We start from the raw sequence: 23,100 nt of genomic DNA on the forward strand, positions 1-23,100 counted from the left end.
ATGCGCCAACTTTTCCCGGTCTTGAATGTGCTTGGCGTGGTCATCGCGCTGTTTTCGCTGACTTTTGCCATTCCGATCGGAACGTCGCTGTATACGGCCGACGCCGCGCTGATGGCCTTCGTGCACGCCTTTGGCGTGTCGTTCGGCATCGGGGCGCTGATGTTCGGTGCTACCTACCGCCAGCGCCGCGAACTCGCGCCGCGCGACGGCTTCCTGCTGGTGTCCCTGGTGTGGAGCGTGCTGCCCGTGGTCGCGGCCGTGCCGCTGGTGCTGTACTTCCGAGGCGTGGGCGTGGATCTGAGCCTGACCGACGCCTATTTCGAGGCCATGTCGGGGCTCACGACCACGGGCGCGACCGTGCTGACCGGTCTCGATACCCTGCCTTATTCGATCAACGTGTGGCGCTGCACGCTGATCTGGATCGGCGGGATGGGCATTCTGGTGCTGGCCGTGGCCATTCTGCCGATGCTGGGCGTGGGCGGAAGCCAGGTCTTCCGCGCCGAAACGGCCGGTCCCATGAAAGACGAAAAGCTGACGCCGCGCATTACCGGCACGGCCAAGGGCCTGTATGCCATTTACATGGTGGTGTCGTTGCTGTGCGCGGTGGCCTACCGCCTGACCGGCATGAGCTGGTATGACGCCTATTGCCACATGGCCGCCACCATCGGGCTGGGCGGCTTTTCCAACCGCGACGCGGGTTTCCTGGCGTTCGACTCGATCTCCACCGAGTTCGTCGCAATCGTCTTCATGACGATCGCCGGCATCAACTTCGCCACGCACTTCCGGGCCTACCGCGCCAAAAGCCTGCGCACCTACTGGAACTGCTTCGAAGCCAAGTACTACCTGACCGTCATGTTCGGGTCGGGCATCATCATCGGCTTTCTGCTCTATGGCGAACAGGTCTACCCGACCCTGTCCGAAGCCATGCGCCATGCTGTGTTCAATACCGTCTCGGTGGCGACGACGACAGGGTTTGCAAGCACTGACTACGCCAAATGGCCCCTGTTCGCGCCCGTATTGATGCTGGCACTGTCTTCTTTCGTGACGTCGGCGGGCTCAACCGGGGGCGGCATGAAAATGATCCGCATGGTGATCCTGGTCAAGCAGGCGCGGCGCGAATTCACCCGGCTGCTGCACCCGCGCGCGATCAACCCGGTGCGGATCGGCGGGCAGATGATCGCCAATCATGTCGTCTTTTCGGTGCTGGCCTTCGTGCTCCTTTACGGGGCATCCCTGGTCATTCTTACCATGGTGATGCTGTCGACCGGGCTGGAACCGCTCACGGCCTTTACCGCCGTCCTGGCGACCCTGAACAACACGGGTCCGGGGCTGGGCGACGTAGTCGGCCCCATGGGCAGCTACAAGGGCCTGACCGACGTCCAGACGTGGATCTGCTCGTTTGCCATGCTCATCGGTCGCCTGGAACTCTTTACGGTGCTGGTGTTGTTTACACGCGCATTCTGGCGCAAATGAATACAAAGACACCCGTTGTAGTGATGGTAGGCTGTTATCTCAGGCAGGGCCGAAGCGTGGCGCTCGACGCCGCGGCACGGTCCTTGCAGAACGGGCAGGGCAAGCAGGCTGTGATAGTCGAAGGGGGGCCGGGAACATTGACGGCTCCACCGGGCGTCGAACTCGTCCAGTTGGCGCCAGGTTGTGTGTGCTGTGTCGGGCAGCTGCCGTTGCGGGTGACGGTGGCAAGGATGCTCAGGCTGGTGAAGCCGGCCAGGCTATGGATAGAAATATCCCAGGCCGAGCATCTCCCGGAGTTGCTGAGGCAACTGGACGGCCCAGGCTTCGCGGGGGTAATCGATGTGCAGGACGCGCCAGTGAACGGATAGCCTCCGTTTATTTAATGCGCGTTATAGATTGCCTCTTGATTTCCGGATGTGGGCACCACATTTACAGATCAGGCGGTCTTATGACCCCTGTGACTTCAGGAGCCAGGCCATGGAAATGATTTACAACAGCTCGAACTACGTCGTTGTCGAATTTGCCGAGATCGAAGGCGCGACCGCTTATGGTGGCGGGTTCGAGATCGTGGACAAGCAGTCGCGGCGCGAACTCTATATCGCGGGTGAATCGGCTGACCAGTTCCGCAATCAGGTCCAGGAGCTGATCGCGTCGGAACCGTCAATGGAAGACGTCGACGAATTCCTGAGCCAGTTCGACGATTACATGAACCACCCGGTCACGCTCCACTGATCGTCCGTAGTCCTGCGCCGGTCGCCTGACCGGGCGCCGCATACCTCAGCTCCTTCCCTATAAAGCCCGCTGGCCCTGATGCAGCGGGCTTTTTACGTCCGCATGCGGCCGCTTGGTAATTGGTAAAGGCCCATGCCACCTTGGAGAAAGCCTAGGTCTTACCCCATCAGGGTTCCTAGGGGAAAACCTGAACTGTCATCAATTTCTGGCAATCTGCCGGGAACTTGTGGCTAAACTGCGGCATCCTTAATGCTTGTTCTTGCGCCCACCAGGCCTCACCTCCAAGGAGACCTCGATGGAATCCATCGCTTTTACCCCGTCGGCTGCGCACACCCTCGGTATCGAACTTGAATTGCAGATCGTCGATTCGCATTCGTTCGATCTGCGGGGCTCCGCTGAAGACCTCCTGGCCCAACTGGCCAATCACCCGGTCGGCGATCGCGTCAAACCCGAGATCACGCGCGCGATGATCGAATTGAATTCGTCCGTGCATACCGATCCCATGGCGCTGCTGGAAGAAATGCGCCACATGCGTGACGTGCTGGGCGAAGCCGCCGATACCGTAGGTGTCGGCATTGCCGGAGGCGGGACGCACCCCTTCATGCGTTGGCAGGACCGAACCATCTTCGACTCGCCCCGTTTCCAGTATCTGTCCGAAATGTATGGCTATCTGGCGCGCCAGTTCACCGTGTTCGGCCAGCATATCCATCTGGGTGTGGCGTCGGGGGACGACGCCATTGCCATGACGCACAGGCTGTCGCCCTACGTGCCGCACTTCATCGCGCTGTCGGCGTCGTCGCCCTACTTCGAAGGTGTCGACACCCTGTTTTCGTGCAGCCGCCTGAATGCGCTCAATGCCTTTCCCATGGCCGGCAACATGCCGCCAACGATCACCGACTGGTACGGCTTCGAAGCGTATCTGAACCAGCTGCAAAGCTCGGGTCTGGTGGACAGCATCAAGGACCTGTATTGGGACGTGCGGCCCAAACCCGAATTCGGCACGGTGGAAATCCGCGTGTGCGACACCCCGCTGACCGTCGAAAAAGCCTGCCAGCTCGCCGCCTTCGCCCAGGCGCTGGGGGTGGCGCTCAACCGCCGCGCGCTGCCCGCGCCGGAAGCCTGGCTGGCGTACACCACCAACCGCTTTCAGGCCTGCCGTTTTGGCCTGCAGGGCAACTATGTCGATCCGGTCCATGGCCGGATGCGGCTGATGGACCATCTGCGCATGACACTGGACCAGCTGGCGCCAGTTGCCGAAGAGCTGGGCACGTCCGGCTTGCTGCAGGCGCTGGGCAATGGCGCGCTCAAGCAGGGCTGCGATGCGCGCTGGCTGCGCACGCAGTTCCATCGCAGCCGCGAGCTGCCGGCCGTGGTGCAGGCGTCGGTGGCGGCGTGGCGTGGGCAGGTGCCGCAGTGCATCGACATGTCACCCCTGGCGGTCATTCCGCGGCGGCGCGTGCGTGCCGGCGCCGAGGCGATCATGCCGGTGGACGGGCTGGCGCTGCCGCAACCCGGACAGGCGCCCGAAGCGCTGCACTGAGGCACGCAAGGCGCGGGCAAGGCGACAAGCAGGCGCAACGTTTGCCGCCCCGCGCCGCCTCGGCTGGCACCCGGCCGCCGCGCTGCAGCAAGGAAAACCCGGTTTATTGGTAACATAGCCGATTCCCTTTTGCAGATTGCGCCGGTGGGTTTGCCCGGTCGCCCGCCCATGTCCTTCCCTACGCTGCCCTATCCGCCCGAGTCCTATACCCGGGGCGCCGAATTCGCTCGTTTGCTGACGCAGCGCATCCTGATCCTGGATGGCGCCATGGGAACCATGATCCAGCAGGTCAAGCTGGGCGAGGCCGACTATCGAGGCGCGCGGTTCGCTGCGCACGGCAAGGACGTCAAGGGCAACAACGAACTGCTGAGCCTGACGCGGCCGGACGTGATCAAGACGATCCACGAAGACTACCTGCGCGCGGGTGCCGACGTGATCGAGACCAACACTTTTGGGGCAACCCGCATCGCCCAGGGCGATTACGACCTGCCGGAACTGGCCTACGAGCTGAACGTGGAATCGGCCCGGCTCGCGCGCGCCGCCTGTGACGCCTTCTCGACGCCCGACCGTCCGCGCTTCGTGGCCGGCGCGCTTGGCCCGCAGCCCAAGACGGCGTCCATCTCGCCCGATGTGAATGACCCGGCGGCCCGCAACGTCACGTTCGACGAACTGCACGAGGCGTATGTCGAGCAGTTGAATGGCCTGATCGACGGCGGCATCGATCTCGTCCTGATCGAGACCGTGTTCGACACCCTGAATGCCAAGGCCGCCGTGTTCGCGGTGGAAGACGTATTCGAGCAACGTGGCATCCGTCTGCCTGTGATGATCTCGGGCACGGTCACCGACGCGTCCGGCCGGATCCTGTCCGGCCAGACAGTCGAAGCCTTCTGGAACTCGATGCGCCATGCCCGGCCCATCACGATCGGCCTGAATTGCGCCTTGGGCGCCGCCCTGATGCGGCCCTACGTGGCCGAGCTGGCCAAGATCTGCGACACCTTCGTGTGCGTGTATCCCAACGCCGGCTTGCCCAACCCACTGAGTGATACCGGCTTTGACGAGACGCCCGAAGACACGTCGCGCCTGCTTGAAGAATTCGCGCGGTCCGGTTTCGTCAACATGGTCGGCGGCTGCTGCGGCACGACCCCGGAACACATCGCGGCGATTGCCGACAAGGTCGGCAAGCTGCCCTTGCGCGCGGTGCCCGACGTGCCGCGCAAGATGCGCCTGTCGGGCCTGGAAGCGCTCAACATCGACGAGACCAGCCTGTTCGTCAATGTGGGCGAACGCACCAACGTGACGGGCAGCAAGATGTTCGCGCGCCTGATCCGCGAAGAAAAGTTCGACGAGGCGCTGGCGGTCGCCCGCCAGCAGGTCGACAACGGCGCGCAGATCATCGACATCAACATGGACGAGGCCATGCTGGATTCGCAGGCCAGCATGACACGATTCCTGAACCTGATCGCGTCCGAGCCGGACATCTCGCGCGTGCCGGTCATGATCGACAGCAGCAAGTGGAGCGTGATCGAAGCCGGCCTGAAGTGTGTGCAGGGCAAGCCGGTCGTCAACTCCATTTCCATGAAAGAAGGCGAAGAACCCTTCCTGCGCCAGGCGCGCCTGTGCCGCCGCTACGGCGCCGCCGTCGTCGTCATGGCCTTCGACGAACAAGGCCAGGCCGACACGCTGGAACGCCGCAAGGTCATTTGCGAACGCGCCTACCGCCTGCTGGTCGAGCAAGTCGGCTTCCCGCCCGAAGACATCATCTTCGACCCGAATGTGTTTGCCATCGCGACCGGGATCGACGAACACAACCACTACGCCGTCGACTTCATCGAAGGCAGCAAATGGATACGCGAGAACCTGCCCTACGCCAAGATCTCGGGCGGCATCTCGAACGTGAGCTTCTCGTTCCGCGGCAACGAGCCGATGCGCGAAGCGATCCACACCGTCTTCCTGTACTACGCGATCCGCGAAGGACTGACGATGGGTATCGTCAACGCCGGTCAGCTGGGTGTGTATGCGAACCTGGACCCCGTGCTGCGCGACCTGGTCGAAGATGTGGTGCTGGACCGTTCGGAACCGGTGGGCCGCAAGGACCCCGCCGACGATCGCACGCCCACCGAACGCCTGGTGCAGTTCGCTGACCAGGTCAAGAGTTCGGGCGTCAAGCGCGAAGAAGACCTGGGCTGGCGCGACGCGCCGTTCAACGAACGTCTGTCGCATGCGCTGGTGCACGGCATCAACACCTACATCACCCAGGACACCGAAGACGCGCGCCAAGCCATCGAGGCCCGGGGTGGCCGGCCCATCGAAGTGATCGAAGGGCCGTTGATGGACGGCATGAATGTGGTCGGCGACCTGTTCGGCTCGGGCAAGATGTTCCTGCCGCAGGTGGTCAAATCGGCGCGCGTCATGAAGCAGGCCGTGGCCCATCTGATCCCGTACATCGAAGAAGAAAAGCGCCAGATCGAAGCCGCTGGCGGCGACGTGCGCGCCAAGGGCAAGATCGTGATCGCCACCGTGAAAGGCGACGTGCACGACATCGGCAAGAACATCGTCAGCGTCGTGCTCCAGTGCAACAACTTCGAAGTCGTCAACATGGGCGTCATGGTGCCCGCCGCCGAAATCCTGGCGCGCGCCAAGGCCGAAAATGCCGACATCGTGGGCCTGTCGGGCCTCATCACGCCCAGCCTGGAAGAGATGGCCTATGTCGCCGCCGAAATGCAGCGCGACGACTACTTCCGCAGCCGCAACACGCCCCTGCTGATCGGCGGCGCCACCACCAGCCGGGTGCACACGGCCGTCAAGATCGCCCCGCATTACGACGGCCCGGTCGTCTACGTGACCGACGCCTCGCGCTCGGTCGGCGTCGCGCAGAACCTGGTGTCCGACACAGCCAACGCCTTCCTGGACGACCTCAAGAACGAATACGCGCGGGTGCGCGAGCAGTACGCCAACCGCAAGGCCACGCCGCTGATCACGCTCGAAGAGGCGCGCGCCAACAAACCGCCCATCGACTGGAACGGCTACGCGCCGCGTCAACCCAAGTTCATCGGACGCCGACTCTTCAAGAATTTCGACCTGGCCGAAATCGCGCAGTACATCGACTGGCAGCCCTTCTTCCAGACATGGGATCTGCACGGCCCGTTCCCCGCCATCCTGACCGACCCGGTCGTGGGCGACTCGGCCACCAAGGTCTATGCCGATGGCCAGGCGCTGCTCAAGCGCGTGATCGATGGCCGCTGGCTCACCGCCAACGCGGTGGTGTCCTTCTACCCTGCCAACACGGTCAATGATGACGACATCGAGGTCTACACCGACGAGTCGCGCACCGAAACCCTGTTCACCTGGAACAATCTGCGCCAGCAGACCGTCAAGCGCGAAGGCGTCGACAACAAATGCCTGGCCGACTTCATCGCGCCCAAATCCACTGGCATCAAGGACTACATCGGCATGTTCGCCGTGACCGCCGGGCTGGGCATCGAAAAGTGGGAAGCGCAGTTCGAAAAAGACCACGACGACTACACCAGCATCATGCTCAAAGCCATCGCGGACCGCCTGGCCGAAGCCTTTGCCGAATGCATGCACGTGCGCGTCCGCCAGGACCTGTGGGGCTACGTGCCCGACGAAGCCCTGGACAACGAGGCCCTGATCCGCGAAGAGTACGTCGGCATCCGGCCCGCGCCGGGCTACCCGGCCTGCCCGGAACACACGGTCAAGCGCGCCATGTTCGACGTGCTGGCCGCCGGTGACATCGGCATGGTGCTGACCGACAGCTACGCCATGCACCCGGCGTCATCCGTGTCGGGCTTCTACTTCAGCCATCCGCAATCGCAGTACTTTGCGGTGGGCAAGATCGGCGACGACCAGGTGGAAGACTACGCGCGACGCAGCGGACGGTCGGAAGACGACCTGCGCCGGGCGCTGATGCCGAACCTGCATTGAACCTGCGCGCTCAGCTCGCGGTATAGCCGAAGTCCTTCAGGCGCTTTACCGCGATCGCGCGTTCCTGGTCGCTGAACAGCGGCGCCCATTGCGCCTCCAGGATCAGCACCTCCATCGACAGGTCCAGCCGCTTGGCCAGACTCAGGTGCGTCAGATCTTCCGACAGCGTCTTGGACGCCAGCATTTGTTTGGCCGCGGCCTTGCCGCCCAGCCGCCCCACCAGTTGGTGAAAGCGGTTGGCCGAATAGCCGGCCTCTTTTTTCGCGCGCTCGAACATGCCGAGCATCGCGTCGTGAAATTCCTGTTCCAGTGCTGCGTTCATTCTTGGACTTGCTTGGTGGCCGGGGCTGGGATTCTACGCGGTCTGTCGCGGCGGCACCAATCAGGCGGCTGCGGTTCACGGTTGACGCGACAGCGAAATGGGCGGCAATGCCCGCAGCAGTAGCAGGGCGACGGCGACCAGTACACCCAGCACATTGAATCCGTGAAGAAGGGCGTCAACCAGGCCCAACGGCGAATCTGCTGCCGTCGCAACCCAGGCACCGAGCGCAGCCGTGCCGATCATGCCGCCGGCCATTCGCGTGGATTGCATCAGTGCCGTGAAGATACCGTAGCGCGCCTTACCGACGATCTGCTGCCCGAAGACGTTCAAGTTGTTCAGCAACAGTCCGAGACCCAGGCCGGCACCCGCCAGCGGCATGCCGAGCCGCCATCCGCTCGTGCCGGCATCCACCTGGTTCAGTCCGACAAAACACGTCAGCAGCAGAACGAAACCTACCCCTAGCATGACGCCAGGTCGTTTGAGTTTCACCACGATCGCACTGTTCAGGATGCTGCCTAGAGCCAGACAGACCGGCATCGGCGTCATGGCGGTACCTGCTTGCTGGGGAGGCATTGCCAGCCCTTGCTGCAGCAACAGTGGAACGAAGAAGATCAGGGAAAAGAGCGCAGCCCCGCAAATAAACGACAGCAGGAAAAAGACCAGATGCTCGTGCGTCGTGAAGAGATCCAGCGGCAGCATGGGATGCTGCGCCCGCCGTTCGGTGGCGATCAGCACGGCAGCGCCTGCCAGTGCAATGACGAGAAGCGATAGCGTGCCCGCATCCAGGCCGTGTTCCGGCAAACGATGCAGCGCGACTTGCAGGACGCAAAGAACAACAACGATCCACGCTGCGCCTGGCCAGTCCAGCAAGGCGCGCGCGCCATGCAAGTGCGTCAGCGTGCCCGCGACACGCGGCATGTGCCGCACCGTGCAGACAAGCCCGAAGATGCCTACCGGCACGTTCACAAGAAAGGTCGCCCGCCAGCCGACCTGTTCGCTGATCAGGCCGCCCAGCGTGGGGCCCGCGGCAGTCGCCACGCCATACGACACGGCAAGCACCATTTGCCAGCGCAGCCTTGCCTTTGGATCTGGAAAAAGATCGGCCATCGCCGCATAGGCGGTCCCGACCATCATGCCGCCGGCAATGCCTTGCAGCAATCTTGCTGCACTCAACGCAATCACCGTTGGCGACGCTGCGCAGAGCAGCGAGGCGCCGGTGAACAGCGCGATCGATGCCACGATGAAAGGCTTGCGACCGAAGAAGTCGCCCAGCCGTCCAAATACAGGCACGGCCACGACGGATCCCAGCAGATAGGCTGCAGCGACCCATGCATACCAGTCGAAACCGTCCAGTTCCTGCGCGATGGAGGGCAAGGCCGTGCTGATGACGGTCTGGTCCAGCGCGATCAGCAGGTTCACCGACGCGATGCCCAGCATGGGCAGCAGCGATTCCCGGAATCCCAAGGGCGCCGGTCTGGCTCCCGCTTCGCGCGCAGGCGACGCCGCCCCTTCTGTCACAGCATGAACGTCAGATTGCCCAAGGCCATGTTCCGCTGGAGCAGCAGGATCTTCTTGGTCACGATCCGGTAATCGTCGCCCGCAGGCCGCAAAGTGAACTGAACTGCCGCCGCCAATGCGTTCGTCTGTCCAAGTCCTACCTGAGTCACGTCACCACCGCGCACTTCGTGGATCACCTGGTTGCTGTCGACGAGCAATTCATCGGCGTCGCGGCCTGCAATGCGGATGTTGCTGACCTGATGCAGGGTGCGCGAACGCGGTGTCTGGGCGGGAAAGGAAAGGTGGAGGTAGTGGTGCACCCGCTCTTCACGGGCGATCGCGTCGTCATAGATGATGGATGCGCTGTCGGTTCGGGAAGGGGTGTCTGCAATCGGTACCCAGTACACCCCGTCGGGCGCGAAAAGGGCCAGCCATGCGTCGAGCTGCTGGGTATCCAGCAGGTGCGCCTCCGTGTACAGGAAGGCTTCGATCCGTTCCATCTCCGTCAAGGCTGCTCCCCTTCGCTGGCCATCAGATCGCGCCATCGACGCCAGAAGGCGCGGTGTACCGTTTCGCTCGATGGCTGGCCTTCGATCTCGCCCGACGCCAGCCGCGTCTCGGCATGCATGCCGCGCTCCATGATCAACCAGTCATCCAGTGACGCCCGCAGGCCCTGTTGCGCCATCGCGAAGACTTCAACGTCATCGGCCGCGCCATATCCTGCTGGCCCGTAAAAGCGCTCGTGGCTGCGCATCAGACCCTGATTGAAACTGTCCGGAACGCCTTCCAGCACGTAGGGAAACACGGTCACCTCGGTCAGGCCTGGCCCCAGCGGGCGCCAGGTCCGCAGCTGGTTGTGGATCATCCCGAAGTTCGGAAAGATGCACGCCGCACCTGCTCCAACGATCCATTGCGTCTCGTCGGACCCGTGGCGGGATTCGAGACTGGCGTAGTAGTCGGCGTAGGGACCTTGGAACAAGGCGTCGTACCCAGCTGCGGGTTTCTGGTTGATGCCATGGCCGAACTGCGAGCCAAGTACATTGCCCGACAGGCGGTTGCGCCGCATGTCGGCCGTGCTGCCGCCCTTGTGAACGCCGAAGTCTCCTGTGCTGTCGCCGTATTTCGTTTGAAGACTGACGAAGGCACGATGCGTGTGCATAAAGTGGTAACCGTCAACGATGTTTTCAGACTGGAATTTCCAGTTGCCTTGATACACGCCGATGAACGGTTCGCCCCGCAATGCAATGCGGCCCGTTGGCGATTGGGCCAGCTTGCGATCGATCAGTTGTGCCGCGCCGCCCGCCAGGAACACGTCGATGGGCGTGACGTCCGCTGCCGCACTGGCAAAGATGAAACCGCGGTAATTGGCGACGCTGGGCAGCTTGAACATGCCTTCCGGTTGCCTGAAGCCATCGCCGTAGCCACCTGCATCGTTGCGGCCAGGAATGCCGGTCAGTCTGCCGCCTAGATCGTAGGTCCATGAATGATACGGACATACGAACGCGCGCGTTTGGCCGGTGCGCTCGCGGCACACCGCAACGCCCCGATGGGCACATCGGTTGGACAGCACATTGATGGCGCCCGCGGCGTCACGCACGACGATGACGGGCTGCGAACCCAGAAACGCGGTCCTGAAGTCCCCAGGCGCCTTGACCTCGCTTTCGTGCGCGACGTAGATCCAGGTCTTCTCGAAAATCCGCTTTTGTTCCAGGTCGAAAACTGCCTGGCTGGTATAGGCCTGCCCGTTCACGCGGAACGCATCCGGCGTCTCATGTACGAATTCGCTGCTGTCAACGACGGCATGCGGCATGACACGGAACTCCTTTGAAATTCCGACTTGCCGCCGTAGCGGAAAGTTGGAAGTGAATACATTTTTAATGTAGGTGCCTTTTGCTAAGGCGTCAAGAAATCCGTGGAGAGACAGGATAGAAGCTGCTTGGCAGCAAGAAAAGAATATTGTCCAAGCAAGGCGTTGACACCGCGTCGACCGTGACTTAGCCTAAAAATGTATCCTCTTTGGACTTTTTCCATCGGCTGGGCTTGCGTCTGACCGGTCGTCTCATCCTCGTTGGAGCATGTCATGAAGCTTTTCTGCTTTATTGCAGCCGGCCTTCTTGGCGCCAGTGCGTCGGCTGCCCTCGCGCAATCGGCGGCGCCGTTTCCCACGCGTCCGGTCACCCTTGTCGTGCCATTTGCGCCGGGCGGTGCTTCCGACGGAATGGGGCGGCTGTTCGCACAAGGTCTGACCGAGATATGGAAGGTGCCTGTCATTGTCGAAAATCGGCCTGGGGCGAGCGGTACCATCGGCGGCGAATTCGTCCGCCGCGCCGCGCCCGACGGCCACACCCTGCTGCTGGCCGGGCCTGCAACGCTCACCATCCTCGCGGCGGTCAATCCCAGGATTCCCTACGACCCGGTCAAGGATTTCGCGCCTGTGTCGGTGGCGGTGTCCTATCCCTATGTGCTGACCGCCAACACGTCCGTGGCAAAGACGCTGCCTGACCTGCTTGCCCACCTCAAGCAACAACCCGGCAAGCTGACCTACGCAAGTTCTGGCGTCGGCACGACGACGCATTTCATGGCTGAGTTGTTCAAGGCCATGGCAGGTGTCGACATGATGAACGTGCCCTACCAGGGCGTGGGTCCGGGCATGAACGCGGTCATGGCCAACCATGTGTCAATGTTGTTTGCGCCAGTCAACGAAGTCGGGCCGGCGTTGCAGTCGGGCAAGTTGACGGCACTCGGCGTGACGTCGGCGCAGCGCATTCCCGAGCTGCCCGACGTGCCGGCCATTACCGAGTTCGTGAAGGGGTATACGGCCGACAGCTGGATCAGCGTGCTGGCCCCTGCGTCCACACCACCGGTGCTTCTGGAACGGATGTCGAACGACTTGCGGTCAGCATTGACGCTGCCCGACATCGCCCGCAAGCTGAAAGAGATGGGGCTGACCCAGGTATTGAACCGGCCTGGCGAAGCCCGCGACGCGATCGAAGCCGACGCTGCGACGTGGCGTACGCTGGCAAAGCAGATGAACATCAAGGCGCAATGATGCACGGTGCATGACCGGACGCCGCCCCGGTCATGTCAAACCGCATCAGTCCGCAGGGGCATCGTCCACGTGGATGTACCCATCGTCATCGACCTTTACGGGATACACCCGCAGCGCCACCGAAACAGGCCCCGACATGGCCTTGCCCGTAGGGATGTGGAACACCCCTTCATGCAGAGGACACTCCACGCAGTCTCCGTCGACATATCCGTCCGCCAGGCTGGCTTTGCCATGTGTACAGCGATTGTGCGTGGCGTGGATCGTGCCATTCAGGTTGAACAGAGCAACGGGTTCCCCGTCCACCGTCACGCGCAGCGACTCGCCCAAAGGCACCTCTTTCAGTGACGCCACTGTGTGCCAGGTCATGGGTGCACCTTCGTCGTGACTGCGATGGGTTCGTGCGCCAGCAGTGCCGTCAGTCCGCGGACATCCGTGGCGTCGGCAAGCGCAAGGATGGCTTCGTGCACCTTGGCGCTATGCGCGGCGCCAAACACAGGGCCCACGTTTTCGGCGAACTTCGCGTCCAGGTCCGCGCTCGTGAAACGCTGTCGTGCATGGCCGGGCGGGGGCGCGGCTTCGCCCACATGCGTCCGGCCTGCGTCGTCGGTCACTTCGACCTTGGCAAGAAAGCCGCCGCTCGCGCCCCGGCTTAGCGTTCTGCTTGCCTGCACCTTGACCTTGGCGTTCAGGAATGCCTGGCGCGCCGGATCGATCACCCGCTCCATTGCAAAGGATTCCGTGTCGATCGTGCCATCGAGCACGGCCGCGGCAACGATGTAAGGCAGGGAATGATCCGCCGTTTCCCGCGATACCGGATGCCAGGGGTCCGCGCGCCGGGCAACCAAGTGTTCATAGACTTCCTCATCGCACGTGACGTGTATTTCGCTGACCTGCGCCGGGGCCGCCAGCGATGCCCGCGCCTGCAGGGCCGCCTGGATAGCGCTTTGCCCGCGCGATCCCACCGGCCACCGCTTGAACTGGGTGTCATGGATACGTGACGGAGCTGTCCTCGATCGCAGCCTTTCCAGAAGTTCTGCGATGGCGTCGTACGAGGTCGTGACTTTCGACAGGAAACCACTGGCGCCTTCGAACGGGCGCACCGCGCCTTCGACGCCAGCCTCGGCCAGCAGTGCCGCATAGAGACCTTGGCGCACAGCATGGCTGCCATTGAAGCGCTTCCACATCGTCAGGTCGCCCCGCGCATTGAGGTCGCCGGATTCGACTTCATCGGTCACGAAGTGCGAGATGACCGCGATGGCAAGGGCCTCGGCGGTCTGCGCTTCGGTCAGGGAAAGCAGACGTGCTGCTCCGCACGTCGCGCCGATGGCCGTCAGCACCGGGTAGTCCCAACGGGTGGTGTGGATGTCGATCGCATCCAGCACCATCATGCTGACTTCATAGCCGACGGCGATGGACGTGAACAGATCGGCACCCGATACGCCCCGGACTTCGGCAAGCGCGATCAAGCCGGGAATGATGTCGCTGGGATGTCCGCCACTCTTCTTGCCCATGTACAGATCGTTGTAGTCGTAGCCTCGCAGGGGCATGCCGTTGACCAGGGCGGCGGTTTCCACCGTGGTCTTTTGATGCGTTCCCCACACCGTCGCGCCGTTGACAAGGGGGTGGTTGCGGGCATAGCGCTGGGCCGGGCCGACGGCGGGATGCCGCAACGCCCCCAGCGCCACGGCAAGGGTGTCGGTCACGGCATTGCATACATCATCGCGGGTCGTTTCGGTCAGGGTGCCCGACACGTGTGTCGTGTAGCCCGCCAGCGCGGCAAGCAAGGCGTCGTTGCGCGGATGTTGCTGTGCGCCGTTCATGTGTAGCCCCCTTGGGCGACGGCCGCCGTGGGCGCGATGGCGCCTGTCGCGATGCGGATCTCATGACGTGCAGCTGCCTGCAGCAGCGATGTGTCCTTGCCGACTGTAATCAGTCCGAAACCTAGTTCCGCATAGCGCCTGCCCGCCTGGCCCGATGCGCACTGAATCCCTGCGACGATGCCATGTCGACGACACGCATCCAGGATGCTTTGCACCGCGGCGATATGTTCAGGTTCGGTTTTGTCCAGATCCGGAGGCAGGCCCAGTCCCAAGGCCAGGTCAGCCGGCCCGACATAGATGCCATCCAATCCAGGCGTACTGGCGATTGCATCGATGTTGGCAAGACCCTCGCGTGTTTCCACCATCACGAAGCACACGACCGAATTACCGAGAGAATCGGCGTCACGTTTCTCGCTGACCACCGCGGCACGTATCGGTCCGAACGAACGGTTGCCATGAGGTGGGTATCGGCAGGCGGCGACCGCGTTCAACGCTTCTTCCCGCGTGCTGACCATCGGGACGACCACCCCCTGGGCGCCGGCGTCCAGGCTTTTTCCTATCATCCAAGCCTGATTGGCAGGTACGCGGGTGAGCGCCACCGTGCCGCGCGCTTCGATGGCGGTAAACATGGGCACTGCCTGGGCATAGTCGATCAGCCCGTGCTGCTGGTCCACACAAATGTATCCAACGTTGGGTGACGCCATGAGTTCGGCCGCAAAGGGCGACGGCAAGGCTGCCCACATGCCAAAAACCGGTTTGCCTGCCTGCCAGGCAGCGCGCAGTGTCGAAGCCATCGTCATCAAGATCTCCCTCACGGTTAAAAATGTATGCACTTATGCAAAACATTCTATTCATTATCAAAGCACAGCGCAATGATTTACAAAATAATGTATGCACTATCGTAATCCGCTGCGTGCCGGATTGAGCCGTACAAGGGCAAGTTAGAATGCGGCTTTGGTTGGAACAAAATGTGGACACTATGTCGGCGGCACGTACCCTGAAAACGAAGGCAAGCTCGGTCGCAGGAACAGCGGGGAACTCGGCCGCGGCGGACACGGAAGCGGGAGGCGGCCTGCACGATGTCTATCGCCGGCTGCGGCAAAGCATCGTCACCGGCGAGCTGCCACCTGGCGCAATCATCAATCAGGTGCATATCGCCCGCATGTACGGCATGAGCCGGACGCCCGTGCGAGAAGCCCTGCGCATGTTGCAAGCCGAAAACTTGGTCGAGGCGCAATTTCAGCATCGGATGCGCGTAACGGAAGTCACCCCAAGCGAAGTCGACGCGGTGTATGCCAACTGGATATTGGTGCAATCGCTCGGCACAGCGTTGACGGTGCCTCGCATCACGCCGGACGAAGTGCAGGTGATCAAACAGGCGCTACGCGAGATGAATGAGCACAGCCCGACGCGAGGGGGCGATCCGGCGCGTTGGTCGCAAGCACATTCCGTATTCCATCGCAGCCTGATGCAACATGCCAACCCTGTCATTACTGAAGCCATCGACAATTGCTGGTCCCGGCTCGAGCGCGCCCGACGCGCCTACATGCGTAACGCCCCGCAATCGTGGCAGGACTCGGAAGAAGAACACATCGGGCTGGTCGCCGCATACGAAGCTGGCGATACCGACAGGGCCGTCTACCTAGCTACACGTCAGTTGAGCCGCATCGCCCGCATCGTCATCAGCAACATCGATCCAATGTATGAAGTCGTGGCCATACGCGAAGCACTGCGTTTCGTCACCGGCGCGGCAGCATCGACTGTCGTCGCTACGCCGCTCAAAAGCGTTCGTAAGCCGTCGGCTCGCAAGACGGCTTAAGGCGATCAAGCGTCGAAGGCCACTACCCGCTGACGCTGCGTTCCCAGGCCCTTGATGCCGAGCGTCATCTCGTCGCCTGCCTGCAGGTAACGTGGCGGCTTCATCCCCATGCCCACGCCCGGTGGGGTGCCGGTGGTGATGATGTCGCCGGGATAAAGCGTCATGACTTCGCTGACATAGCTCACCAGCTCGGCGCAGCGAAAGATCATGGTCGACGTGTTTCCCTGCTGCATGCGCTCCCCGTTGACGTCCAGCCACATCGGCAGCGCGTGGACGTCGGCGATCTCGTCGCTGGTCACCAGCCATGGACCGACCGGCCCGAAGGTATCGAAGCTTTTGCCCTTGTCCCAGGTGCCGCCCCGTTCGAGCTGAAATTCCCGTTCCGAGACGTCGTTGACCACGCAATACCCTGCAATGTGCGCCAAGGCGTCGGCTTCATTCACTGAGCGCGCGGTGCTGCCAATGACGATGCCGAGTTCAACCTCCCAGTCCAATTTGGTCGACCGGCGCGGCTTGACGACATCATCGTCCGGACCGATGAGGCATGACGTGGCTTTCATGAACACAACAGGTTCGGCAGGGACTGCCATGCCGGCTTCGGCTGCGTGATCACTGAAGTTCAAACCGATGGCGACGAACTTGCCGACACGCGCCACGGGCACGCCCGTCCGCACGGGTGTCGGCACAAGGGGCAGGCGGCTTGGGTCAAGCGCGCGCAACCGGTCCAGGCTTGCGGGTGACAACTGGTCAGGACCCAGGTCGTCGATGATGTCGCCGAGGTCGCGGATTGCACCTTGCGGGTCCAGTAGGCCGGGGCGTTCTTGCCCCGCCAGGCCATATCGAAGCAGTTTCATGACGGACTAAATGATGAAGGTAAGGTTGCCGTGCCAGGCGTCACGGTTGATAAAGAGGATCTTCTTGCAGGCGATCTTGAACGCGCCGTCGACCGAACGGAAGGTGTGCTCCATGCGGGCCACCAGCGGCCGGATGTCTCCCAGCCCCACTTGCGCGAAGTCACCGGTCCGCATTTCGTAGACGACCTGGCTCGAGCTGACGATGACGCTGTCGTCGCTGGGCGTCACCCGCACGTTCGAGATGCAATGCAGAAGACGCGAGCGCGGCGACTGCGCCGGAAACTCGTTGTGCAGAAGGTGATAGACCCGTTCTTCGCGGCGCAGCGGCGTGTCGTACACCAGCGAGACATGGGTGGCGATGTCGTCGTTCTCGTCGATTGGCGCCCAGTACAGGCCGTCCTCGGTAAACAACGTCAGCCACTCGTCGAGCTTCAGTTCGTCCAGCAGATGCGCCTCGTGAATCAGCATGTCCTCGGCCTGCGCGCGCGACAAGGTCATGGCGGGAGACGGCGTTGCAAATACGGCATTCATAAAACCTGACCTCACACAGACATCAAACGATTCCACTCACGCCAAAGTGCGCGTTGAGGCGCTTCACTGGCTGGAAGACCCCGGAAGTCCTGGCCTTCCGGCTCGTCAGTGTCCAAGCCCCTCTCAAGGATCAGCCATTCAACCGCGTCGCCCGCCAGCCCCTGCTGGTTCCGCGCAAAGATATCGACATCGTCGGCGGCGCCATGGCCTGCCGGTCCATAGAATCGTTCCTGGCTGCGCAGCATGCCTTCGTTGAATGCGGCCGGGGCGCCTTCCAGTTCATATGGGTAGATGGCGACTTCGGTCATGTCTGGTGCAATTGGCCGCCAGGTACGAATCTGCTGATGGATGAGCCCGAGGTTGGGGAAGATCGACGCCGCGCCTTTGCCGGCGATCCAGGCCAATTCTTCGGCACCATGCTGCGCGTGCAGCGACTGGTAAAAGTCCGCGAAGTCACCGTTCAAATAGCCGTCCACATCGTTAGCGGGGTTCTCGAGAATCCCGTGCCCGTATTGGCAGTTCCAGGTAGATCCCGCAAACCGCAGTTTTCGCATGGCCTTGATCGATCCCCCTTTATGGACTCCAAAATCGCCAGTGGAATCCCCAAACTTTGCCTGCAACTGCACGAAACCTTTGTGCGTGTGCAGAAAGTGGTAAGCGTCAACGATGTTCTCGGCCTGGAATTTCCAGTTGCCTTGGTAGCGAACCACGAAAGGGCGCGAGCGCAGCACGATCCGGCCCGTCGGCGACAGATTCAGCTTGCGGTCGATGACGGTCCTGGCATGCCCAAGGAAGTCGACAAGCGGCGGTACGTCGGGATTGAAGCTGGCAAAGATGAAGCCACGGTAGGTGTCGATGCGCGGCAGCCGGAACAGCCCTTCCGGCGCGTCGAAGTCCGGGGAATAGCCGCCGGGCTCGCGCCGTTCCGACACCGCAATCAGCTTGCCGTCGGTCCCGTAGATCCAGCCGTGATAAGGGCATGCGAATTCCTGCGCGTTGCCGCGCGCCTCGCGGCACACCACGGCACCACGATGCACGCAGCGATTGACGAAAACGTTGATCGCATCGTCAACCCCGCGGGCGATGACTACAGGTTGCAAGCCGACATGGCTGGTCTTGAAGTCGCCGACGGCGGGAACCTCGCTGTCGTGGCCCACGTAGATCCAGGTCTTGCCGAAGACCTTCTTCATCTCGTCGGCAAAAATGCCGGGGTCCGTGTAGGCACGCGTATGAACGCGGAAACGACGGTCAGCGCAATGCGTCAGCGCCGATGCGTCGGGGGTTGACGACGGCATGAAGTGGAGGGGGCTTTCACAAGTGGATAGGGACATAAAGCACTCTCAAGCATAGGGAAGCAGGCAACGCGCGGCTTGGCCGGAATCAATCCATGAAGCGACCGCCCGACAGATTCAGGGTTTCGCCCGTGACGTAACCGGCATCCTGGGACGCAAGGAACATGGCAGCATGGGCGGCCTCGCGCGACTTGCCCACGCGGCCAACCGGAATGCCCTTCAGGATCTGGGACGTATCCGTCATCGCAGCAACCTGGACGTCGAACAGTGCCGTGGCAATCACATTGACGGTGACGCCAGTGGGGGCCAATTCGGCGGCAAGGCTGCGCGAAAACGTAATGAGGCCGCCCTTGGCCGCGGCATACGGCGCGACGTGAGGATGTACGCCGGTCTTGCCGGACATCGAGGAAAACGAGATGAGCCTGCCGTAGCCTCGCCCAGCCATCCGGCGGCCGGCTTCGCGAAGACACAACATGGGACCGAGCAGTTCGGCGTCAATGACGCGACGAAACTCGGCTTCGGGAATGTCCAGGACCGGCGCGGTTCTGACGGGGGGCGCAATCATGACCAGCACGGTTGCTGGCCCAATCTGGGCCTCGCAGTCGTCAAGGAACCTGGCGATGGCGTCCCCGTTGGTCAGATCGCCTGCGATCGTGCAGCTGCCAGGCAGCGGATCCTTGCCTGCCAGGCTTGCTGACGATCCATGCGTCAGTACGCCAACCGCCACTTTGGCGTCCTGCGCCACGAATGCAGACACGACGGCGGGACCGGAGCCCAGATGACCTCCAACGACGATCACGGCAGCGCCGGCAAATTCATTGGTACCTTGGTGTGTCAATGTCGACTCCTAGAGATGATCGCGGCGACGGCGCCGTGACGGGCGCCACGTCACTCTGCGGCGATGTTGTTCTGCTTGATGACCGCTGCGTAGCGTTCGTATTCGGCCCGGACGATCTGGCGCATCTCGTCAGGCGTCGACGGCTTCACGTTCAGCCCGAACTTCTGCAGATCGCTTTTGATGGCGGGCTTGTCGAGTGCGGCGGCAATGCCCTCGTACAGTTTCCTGGCGACATCGGGCGGCGTCTTCGCGGGAATCATGAACCCGTACCAGGCTTCGGTCGAAATATCGTTCACGCCCTCATCGGCAAAGGACGGAATGTTCGGGGTCAGCGGATTGCGCTTGGGTGCGGCGACGGCGATCGCTTTCAGTTGCCCGGCGGTCACATAGGGCATGACGGTGTGGGTTGCGACAAACATCATGTCGACCTGACCGCCGATCAGGTCCGTGACGGCAGGCGCCGTCCCCTTGTAGGGAATATGCAGGAACTTGACGCCGGCGACCTGCTCGAACAACGCCATCTGGATGTGCATCGGCGAACCCGTGCCAGGTGTTGCGAACGTCAGCTTGCCAGGATTGGCGCGGGCATATTGCAGCACGTCAGCCAGGCTATTGAATTTGGCTTTGGACGATACGACCAGCGTGGAGTCGCCGTAGCCGGCAATCAGCAAGGGAGCAAGATCGTTCATTGCGTCGAAATTCGGCGATCGCAACAGCGTCGCAGTGATCGAAATATTGCTGGCAGTGACTAGCACCGTGTAACCATCGGCAGCCGATTGCGCGACGGTCTGTGCACCGATGTGTCCCGCAGCACCCAACCTATTCTCGACAACGACGGGCTGCCCCCATTTGGCGGTCAGGTCCTCTCCAACGAGTCTTGCAATTCGATCCATGCCCGTGCCGGGCGAGAAGGGCACAACGAATCGCAGACCGCGCGTCGGAAAGTCAGCGGCTTGCACCCCGACGGAACAGAGCATCCCCAACGAAATCAGCCATAGCTTCAAAAGGCGTCCCATCTCACTGCTCCTTGATAGTCGGGGCATCAGCCCGCAAAAGAAAAGGCGGCCGTCATCGTTGTCGAAGATGAGAGGCATCCGAGGCATGTCTCCCCCGGCAGTGCAAAAATGAATACATTTTTTGGATAAGTATAGATACGTTGAACATCAAGTCAACGCTTTTTTGAAAAGGTGTATGCACTTTAGGGTCAGCCCGAAAGCGCTCGAATGCAGGGCAGCCGAGCAGACGCAACAATTGCTGTCGGCGAATAGTGGGGGTTGGGTAGGTAGATTGCCTGGAGGCCGCAGCGTAGCGGCCGGCGTTTGACACGCGCGGTCCCATGCCGGAATACGGAAGCTGCCCGGACGAATGCCTGACTACGTTCGTCCGTTGGAGATAAAAATGTCTACATTGAAGGGTGTGTCATTGTGCAGACGGTCACGACATCTGCATCGCATCCTTCAATTGATCGAGCGCCGTCGTGTCCTCAATCGTCGTCAGGTCGCCCGGGTCGCGGCCTTCGGCCACGGCCTGGATCGCGCGGCGCAGCAGCTTGCCGGATCGCGTCTTGGGCAGCACCGGCACGAAGATCACGCGGCTGGGCCGGGCGAGGGCGCCCAGCTGGTGTTCCACCGTGCGCATCAGTTCGCCTTCCAATGCATAGCGTGCGTCGGTGCTGGCAATCGCGTCGGCATGGCGAACGATGGCGAAGGCCAGGGCGACCTGGCCCTTCAAGGTATCGGCCACGCCTACTACGGCCACCTCGGCAATGGCCGGGTGGCTCGACAGGCTTTCTTCGATCTCGCGCGTGCCCAGGCGGTGGCCGGCCACGTTGATGACGTCGTCGGTGCGGCCCAGGATGAAGACGTAGCCGTCTTGGTCCTGCACGCCCCAGTCGAAACTGGAATACAGCATCTTGCCTTCGAAGCCGGACCAGTAGGTCGACACGTAGCGCGCGTCGTCATGCCAGATGCTGATCATGCAGCCAGGGGGCAGCGGCGCCGCCACGGCCACGACGCCTTTGACACCGGGGGGCAGGTTTCGCCGGTGGCCTCGTCGACCACGCGCAGGTCGTAGCCCACCACGGGCAGGCCGGGCGATCCGAACTTGATGGGCAGGTCTTCAATGCCACGCGCGATGGCGAGCATGGGCCAGCCGCTTTCGGTCTGCCAGTAGTTGTCGACCACGGGTTTGCCAATGGCGTCGGCGATCCAGGTGGCGGTGGGCTCGTCCAGCGGTTCGCCGGCCAGGAACAGGGTGCGCAGGCTGGACAGGTCGTGCCGCCGCAGTGTCTCGGGATCCTGTTTCTTCAGTACGCGGATGGCCGTGGGAGCGGTGAAGAGTTGGGTGACGCCGTACTGCTCGACCAGCCGCCACCAGATCGCGCCGTCGGGCCGGATCGGCGTGCCTTCATACATCAGCGTGGTGACGCCCTGGAGCAGCGGGCCGTACACGATGAAGCTGTGGCCGACCACCCAGCCGATGTCGGACGCGGTGAACATGACATCGCCCGGCCGGCCCTGAAAGATCAGGTCCATGGCCGTGGTCAGCGCCACGGCATAGCCACCCACGTCGCGCACGATGCCTTTGGGTTTGCCGGTCGTGCCTGACGTGTACAGGATGTACGACGGGAAGTTCGAATCGAGCCACACGCAGGGCACGTTCGCATCCAGGTGTTCGGCGCGCAGCGGCGCGTAGTCGACGTCGCGGCCGGGGGTGCGCGCCATGTCGGCCAGGCCGCGGTCGATCAGCAGGACGTGCTTTGGCGGCTGGCGGCACAGCGCAATGGCTTCGTCCAGCAGCGGCTTGTAGGGCAGGATCTTGCCCGCGCGGGACCCGGCGTCGGCCGAGATGATCAGGGTCGGCGTCGCGTCGTCGATCCGCGATGCCAGCGCCACCGACGCAAACCCGCCGAACACGACCGAGTGGATCGCGCCGATGCGGGCGCAGGCCAGCATCGCAAATGCCGCTTCGGGGATCATGGGCAGGTAGATCAGCACCCGATGCCGCTGGGTGACGCCCAGGGATTGCATAATCGCGGCAAAGCGGTTGACTTCGGCATGCAGTTCGGCAAACGTGTAACGGGTCTCGATGCCGGTTTCGGTCGACACATAGATCAGTGCCGTGTCGCCGGCCCGCTCGGGCAGATGCCGGTCGATCGCGTTGTGGCACAGGTTGGTGCGGCCGCCCACGAACCACTGGGTGAAGGGCAGCCGGTCGGCGTCCAGGATGCGGCCGGGCGGCGTGTGCCAGTCGATGCGGGTGGCCCGGTCGCCCCAGAAGCCTTCCGGATCGTTGATGGATTGCTGATGAAGCGCAACATAACCGGCCACGGCGGTCTCCCTGCACGATGCTCAGCCCGCTAGTGTCTGCCGGCGGGGCGGGCGGGGGAATC

At 62.5% G+C, this 23,100-nt stretch carries 18 protein-coding genes and 1 pseudogene; 6 read left to right on the top strand and 13 right to left on the bottom strand.

Annotation, left to right across the window (positions count from 1 at the left end):
* From ACNANG_RS12725 to metH, 4 genes are all read left to right on the top strand, one after another.
* The gene (locus ACNANG_RS12725; RefSeq protein WP_420223252.1) at window positions 1–1,473 is read left to right on the top strand and encodes a TrkH family potassium uptake protein; all 1,473 of its coding nucleotides are present in this window, start codon (window positions 1–3) and stop codon (window positions 1,471–1,473) included.
* A gap of 477 nt (window positions 1,474–1,950) precedes the next feature.
* The gene (locus ACNANG_RS12730; protein WP_179583036.1) at window positions 1,951–2,205 is read left to right on the top strand and encodes a DUF3567 domain-containing protein; all 255 of its coding nucleotides are present in this window, start codon (window positions 1,951–1,953) and stop codon (window positions 2,203–2,205) included.
* 295 nt (window positions 2,206–2,500) lie between these two features.
* Complete coding sequence (locus ACNANG_RS12735) at window positions 2,501–3,745, top strand: YbdK family carboxylate-amine ligase (protein ID WP_420223253.1); 1,245 nt, start codon at window positions 2,501–2,503, stop codon at window positions 3,743–3,745.
* A 168-nt stretch (window positions 3,746–3,913) separates the two neighbouring features.
* Window positions 3,914–7,687: a methionine synthase gene (metH, locus tag ACNANG_RS12740; RefSeq protein WP_420223254.1), complete on the top strand. Its 3,774-nt coding sequence runs from the start codon at window positions 3,914–3,916 to the stop codon at window positions 7,685–7,687.
* Between the two features lie 10 nt (window positions 7,688–7,697).
* Here the strand turns inward: metH and ACNANG_RS12745 are convergent, their stop codons facing one another.
* The 4 genes from ACNANG_RS12745 to ACNANG_RS12760 all read right to left on the bottom strand — a co-directional run bounded on the left by ACNANG_RS12745 (window position 7,698) and on the right by ACNANG_RS12760 (window position 11,316).
* A complete protein-coding gene (locus tag ACNANG_RS12745; protein ID WP_420223255.1) occupies window positions 7,698–8,009 on the bottom strand; it encodes a hypothetical protein in 312 nt (103 codons plus the stop codon).
* A 75-nt stretch (window positions 8,010–8,084) separates the two neighbouring features.
* Window positions 8,085–9,473 carry an MFS transporter gene (locus ACNANG_RS12750; protein WP_420223256.1) on the bottom strand — a complete coding sequence of 463 codons (1,389 nt, stop codon included), beginning with the start codon at window positions 9,471–9,473 and terminating at the stop codon, window positions 8,085–8,087.
* 50 nt (window positions 9,474–9,523) lie between these two features.
* Window positions 9,524–10,006 carry an aromatic-ring-hydroxylating dioxygenase subunit beta gene (locus ACNANG_RS12755; protein ID WP_420227534.1) on the bottom strand — a complete coding sequence of 161 codons (483 nt, stop codon included), beginning with the start codon at window positions 10,004–10,006 and terminating at the stop codon, window positions 9,524–9,526.
* A gap of 5 nt (window positions 10,007–10,011) precedes the next feature.
* The gene (locus ACNANG_RS12760; RefSeq protein WP_420223257.1) at window positions 10,012–11,316 is read right to left on the bottom strand and encodes an aromatic ring-hydroxylating oxygenase subunit alpha; all 1,305 of its coding nucleotides are present in this window, start codon (window positions 11,314–11,316) and stop codon (window positions 10,012–10,014) included.
* 270 nt (window positions 11,317–11,586) lie between these two features.
* Between ACNANG_RS12760 and ACNANG_RS12765 the strand changes: the two genes are divergently transcribed.
* A complete protein-coding gene (locus tag ACNANG_RS12765) occupies window positions 11,587–12,555 on the top strand; it encodes a Bug family tripartite tricarboxylate transporter substrate binding protein (RefSeq protein WP_420223258.1) in 969 nt (322 codons plus the stop codon).
* 45 nt (window positions 12,556–12,600) lie between these two features.
* Here the strand turns inward: ACNANG_RS12765 and ACNANG_RS12770 are convergent, their stop codons facing one another.
* From ACNANG_RS12770 to ACNANG_RS12780, 3 genes are read right to left on the bottom strand one after another with little or no spacing between them, the layout of a single operon-like run.
* On the bottom strand, window positions 12,601–12,921 hold the full coding sequence (locus tag ACNANG_RS12770; RefSeq protein WP_420223259.1) for a non-heme iron oxygenase ferredoxin subunit: 321 nt from the start codon (window positions 12,919–12,921) through the stop codon (window positions 12,601–12,603).
* Window positions 12,918–14,375: an MmgE/PrpD family protein gene (locus ACNANG_RS12775; RefSeq protein WP_420223260.1), complete on the bottom strand. Its 1,458-nt coding sequence runs from the start codon at window positions 14,373–14,375 to the stop codon at window positions 12,918–12,920. The genes ACNANG_RS12770 and ACNANG_RS12775 overlap by 4 nt, the downstream gene beginning before the upstream one ends.
* On the bottom strand, window positions 14,372–15,175 hold the full coding sequence (locus ACNANG_RS12780) for an HpcH/HpaI aldolase family protein (RefSeq protein ID WP_420223261.1): 804 nt from the start codon (window positions 15,173–15,175) through the stop codon (window positions 14,372–14,374). The genes ACNANG_RS12775 and ACNANG_RS12780 overlap by 4 nt, the downstream gene beginning before the upstream one ends.
* A 179-nt stretch (window positions 15,176–15,354) precedes the next feature.
* Here ACNANG_RS12780 and ACNANG_RS12785 point away from each other — a divergent pair, with 179 nt between their 5' ends.
* Window positions 15,355–16,194 (top strand): GntR family transcriptional regulator, encoded by an 840-nt coding sequence (locus tag ACNANG_RS12785; protein ID WP_420227535.1) that lies wholly within the window; start codon window positions 15,355–15,357, stop codon window positions 16,192–16,194.
* Between the two features lie 5 nt (window positions 16,195–16,199).
* Here the strand turns inward: ACNANG_RS12785 and ACNANG_RS12790 are convergent, their stop codons facing one another.
* The 6 genes and pseudogenes from ACNANG_RS12790 to prpE form a co-directional block, all read right to left on the bottom strand.
* Window positions 16,200–17,048 carry a fumarylacetoacetate hydrolase family protein gene (locus ACNANG_RS12790; protein ID WP_420223262.1) on the bottom strand — a complete coding sequence of 283 codons (849 nt, stop codon included), beginning with the start codon at window positions 17,046–17,048 and terminating at the stop codon, window positions 16,200–16,202.
* Window positions 17,049–17,054: 6 nt separating this feature from the next.
* Entirely contained in the window at window positions 17,055–17,579 is a 525-nt protein-coding gene (locus ACNANG_RS12795) for an aromatic-ring-hydroxylating dioxygenase subunit beta (protein WP_420223263.1), read from the bottom strand.
* 11 nt (window positions 17,580–17,590) lie between these two features.
* On the bottom strand, window positions 17,591–18,910 hold the full coding sequence (locus ACNANG_RS12800) for an aromatic ring-hydroxylating oxygenase subunit alpha (protein ID WP_420223264.1): 1,320 nt from the start codon (window positions 18,908–18,910) through the stop codon (window positions 17,591–17,593).
* Between the two features lie 49 nt (window positions 18,911–18,959).
* On the bottom strand, window positions 18,960–19,709 hold the full coding sequence (locus tag ACNANG_RS12805; protein WP_420223265.1) for an SDR family NAD(P)-dependent oxidoreductase: 750 nt from the start codon (window positions 19,707–19,709) through the stop codon (window positions 18,960–18,962).
* A gap of 50 nt (window positions 19,710–19,759) precedes the next feature.
* On the bottom strand, window positions 19,760–20,725 hold the full coding sequence (locus ACNANG_RS12810) for a Bug family tripartite tricarboxylate transporter substrate binding protein (RefSeq protein ID WP_420223266.1): 966 nt from the start codon (window positions 20,723–20,725) through the stop codon (window positions 19,760–19,762).
* Window positions 20,726–21,143: 418 nt separating this feature from the next.
* Window positions 21,144–23,038: pseudogene (gene prpE, locus ACNANG_RS12815) on the bottom strand (propionate--CoA ligase).
* Between the last annotated feature and the right edge of the window lie 62 nt (window positions 23,039–23,100).

This window comes from Pigmentiphaga litoralis (assembly GCF_048632615.1).
GTDB classification, from domain to species: domain Bacteria; phylum Pseudomonadota; class Gammaproteobacteria; order Burkholderiales; family Burkholderiaceae_B; genus Pigmentiphaga; species Pigmentiphaga litoralis_B.

What these genes read in the sequence shown, in the direction of transcription:
- ACNANG_RS12725 (WP_420223252.1), top strand. Translation starts at nt 1, where the DNA reads ATGCGCCAACTTTTCCCGGTCTTGAATGTGCTTGGCGTGGTCATCGCG.
- ACNANG_RS12730 (WP_179583036.1), top strand. Translation starts at nt 1,951, where the DNA reads ATGGAAATGATTTACAACAGCTCGAACTACGTCGTTGTCGAATTTGCC.
- ACNANG_RS12735 (WP_420223253.1), top strand. Translation starts at nt 2,501, where the DNA reads ATGGAATCCATCGCTTTTACCCCGTCGGCTGCGCACACCCTCGGTATC.
- metH (WP_420223254.1), top strand. Translation starts at nt 3,914, where the DNA reads ATGTCCTTCCCTACGCTGCCCTATCCGCCCGAGTCCTATACCCGGGGC.
- ACNANG_RS12745 (WP_420223255.1), bottom strand. Translation starts at nt 8,009, where the DNA reads ATGAACGCAGCACTGGAACAGGAATTTCACGACGCGATGCTCGGCATG.
- ACNANG_RS12755 (WP_420227534.1), bottom strand. Translation starts at nt 10,006, where the DNA reads ATGGAACGGATCGAAGCCTTCCTGTACACGGAGGCGCACCTGCTGGAT.
- ACNANG_RS12760 (WP_420223257.1), bottom strand. Translation starts at nt 11,316, where the DNA reads ATGCCGCATGCCGTCGTTGACAGCAGCGAATTCGTACATGAGACGCCG.
- ACNANG_RS12765 (WP_420223258.1), top strand. Translation starts at nt 11,587, where the DNA reads ATGAAGCTTTTCTGCTTTATTGCAGCCGGCCTTCTTGGCGCCAGTGCG.
- ACNANG_RS12770 (WP_420223259.1), bottom strand. Translation starts at nt 12,921, where the DNA reads ATGACCTGGCACACAGTGGCGTCACTGAAAGAGGTGCCTTTGGGCGAG.
- ACNANG_RS12775 (WP_420223260.1), bottom strand. Translation starts at nt 14,375, where the DNA reads ATGAACGGCGCACAGCAACATCCGCGCAACGACGCCTTGCTTGCCGCG.
- ACNANG_RS12780 (WP_420223261.1), bottom strand. Translation starts at nt 15,175, where the DNA reads ATGACGATGGCTTCGACACTGCGCGCTGCCTGGCAGGCAGGCAAACCG.
- ACNANG_RS12785 (WP_420227535.1), top strand. Translation starts at nt 15,355, where the DNA reads ATGTCGGCGGCACGTACCCTGAAAACGAAGGCAAGCTCGGTCGCAGGA.
- ACNANG_RS12790 (WP_420223262.1), bottom strand. Translation starts at nt 17,048, where the DNA reads ATGAAACTGCTTCGATATGGCCTGGCGGGGCAAGAACGCCCCGGCCTA.
- ACNANG_RS12795 (WP_420223263.1), bottom strand. Translation starts at nt 17,579, where the DNA reads ATGAATGCCGTATTTGCAACGCCGTCTCCCGCCATGACCTTGTCGCGC.
- ACNANG_RS12800 (WP_420223264.1), bottom strand. Translation starts at nt 18,910, where the DNA reads ATGTCCCTATCCACTTGTGAAAGCCCCCTCCACTTCATGCCGTCGTCA.
- ACNANG_RS12810 (WP_420223266.1), bottom strand. Translation starts at nt 20,725, where the DNA reads ATGGGACGCCTTTTGAAGCTATGGCTGATTTCGTTGGGGATGCTCTGT.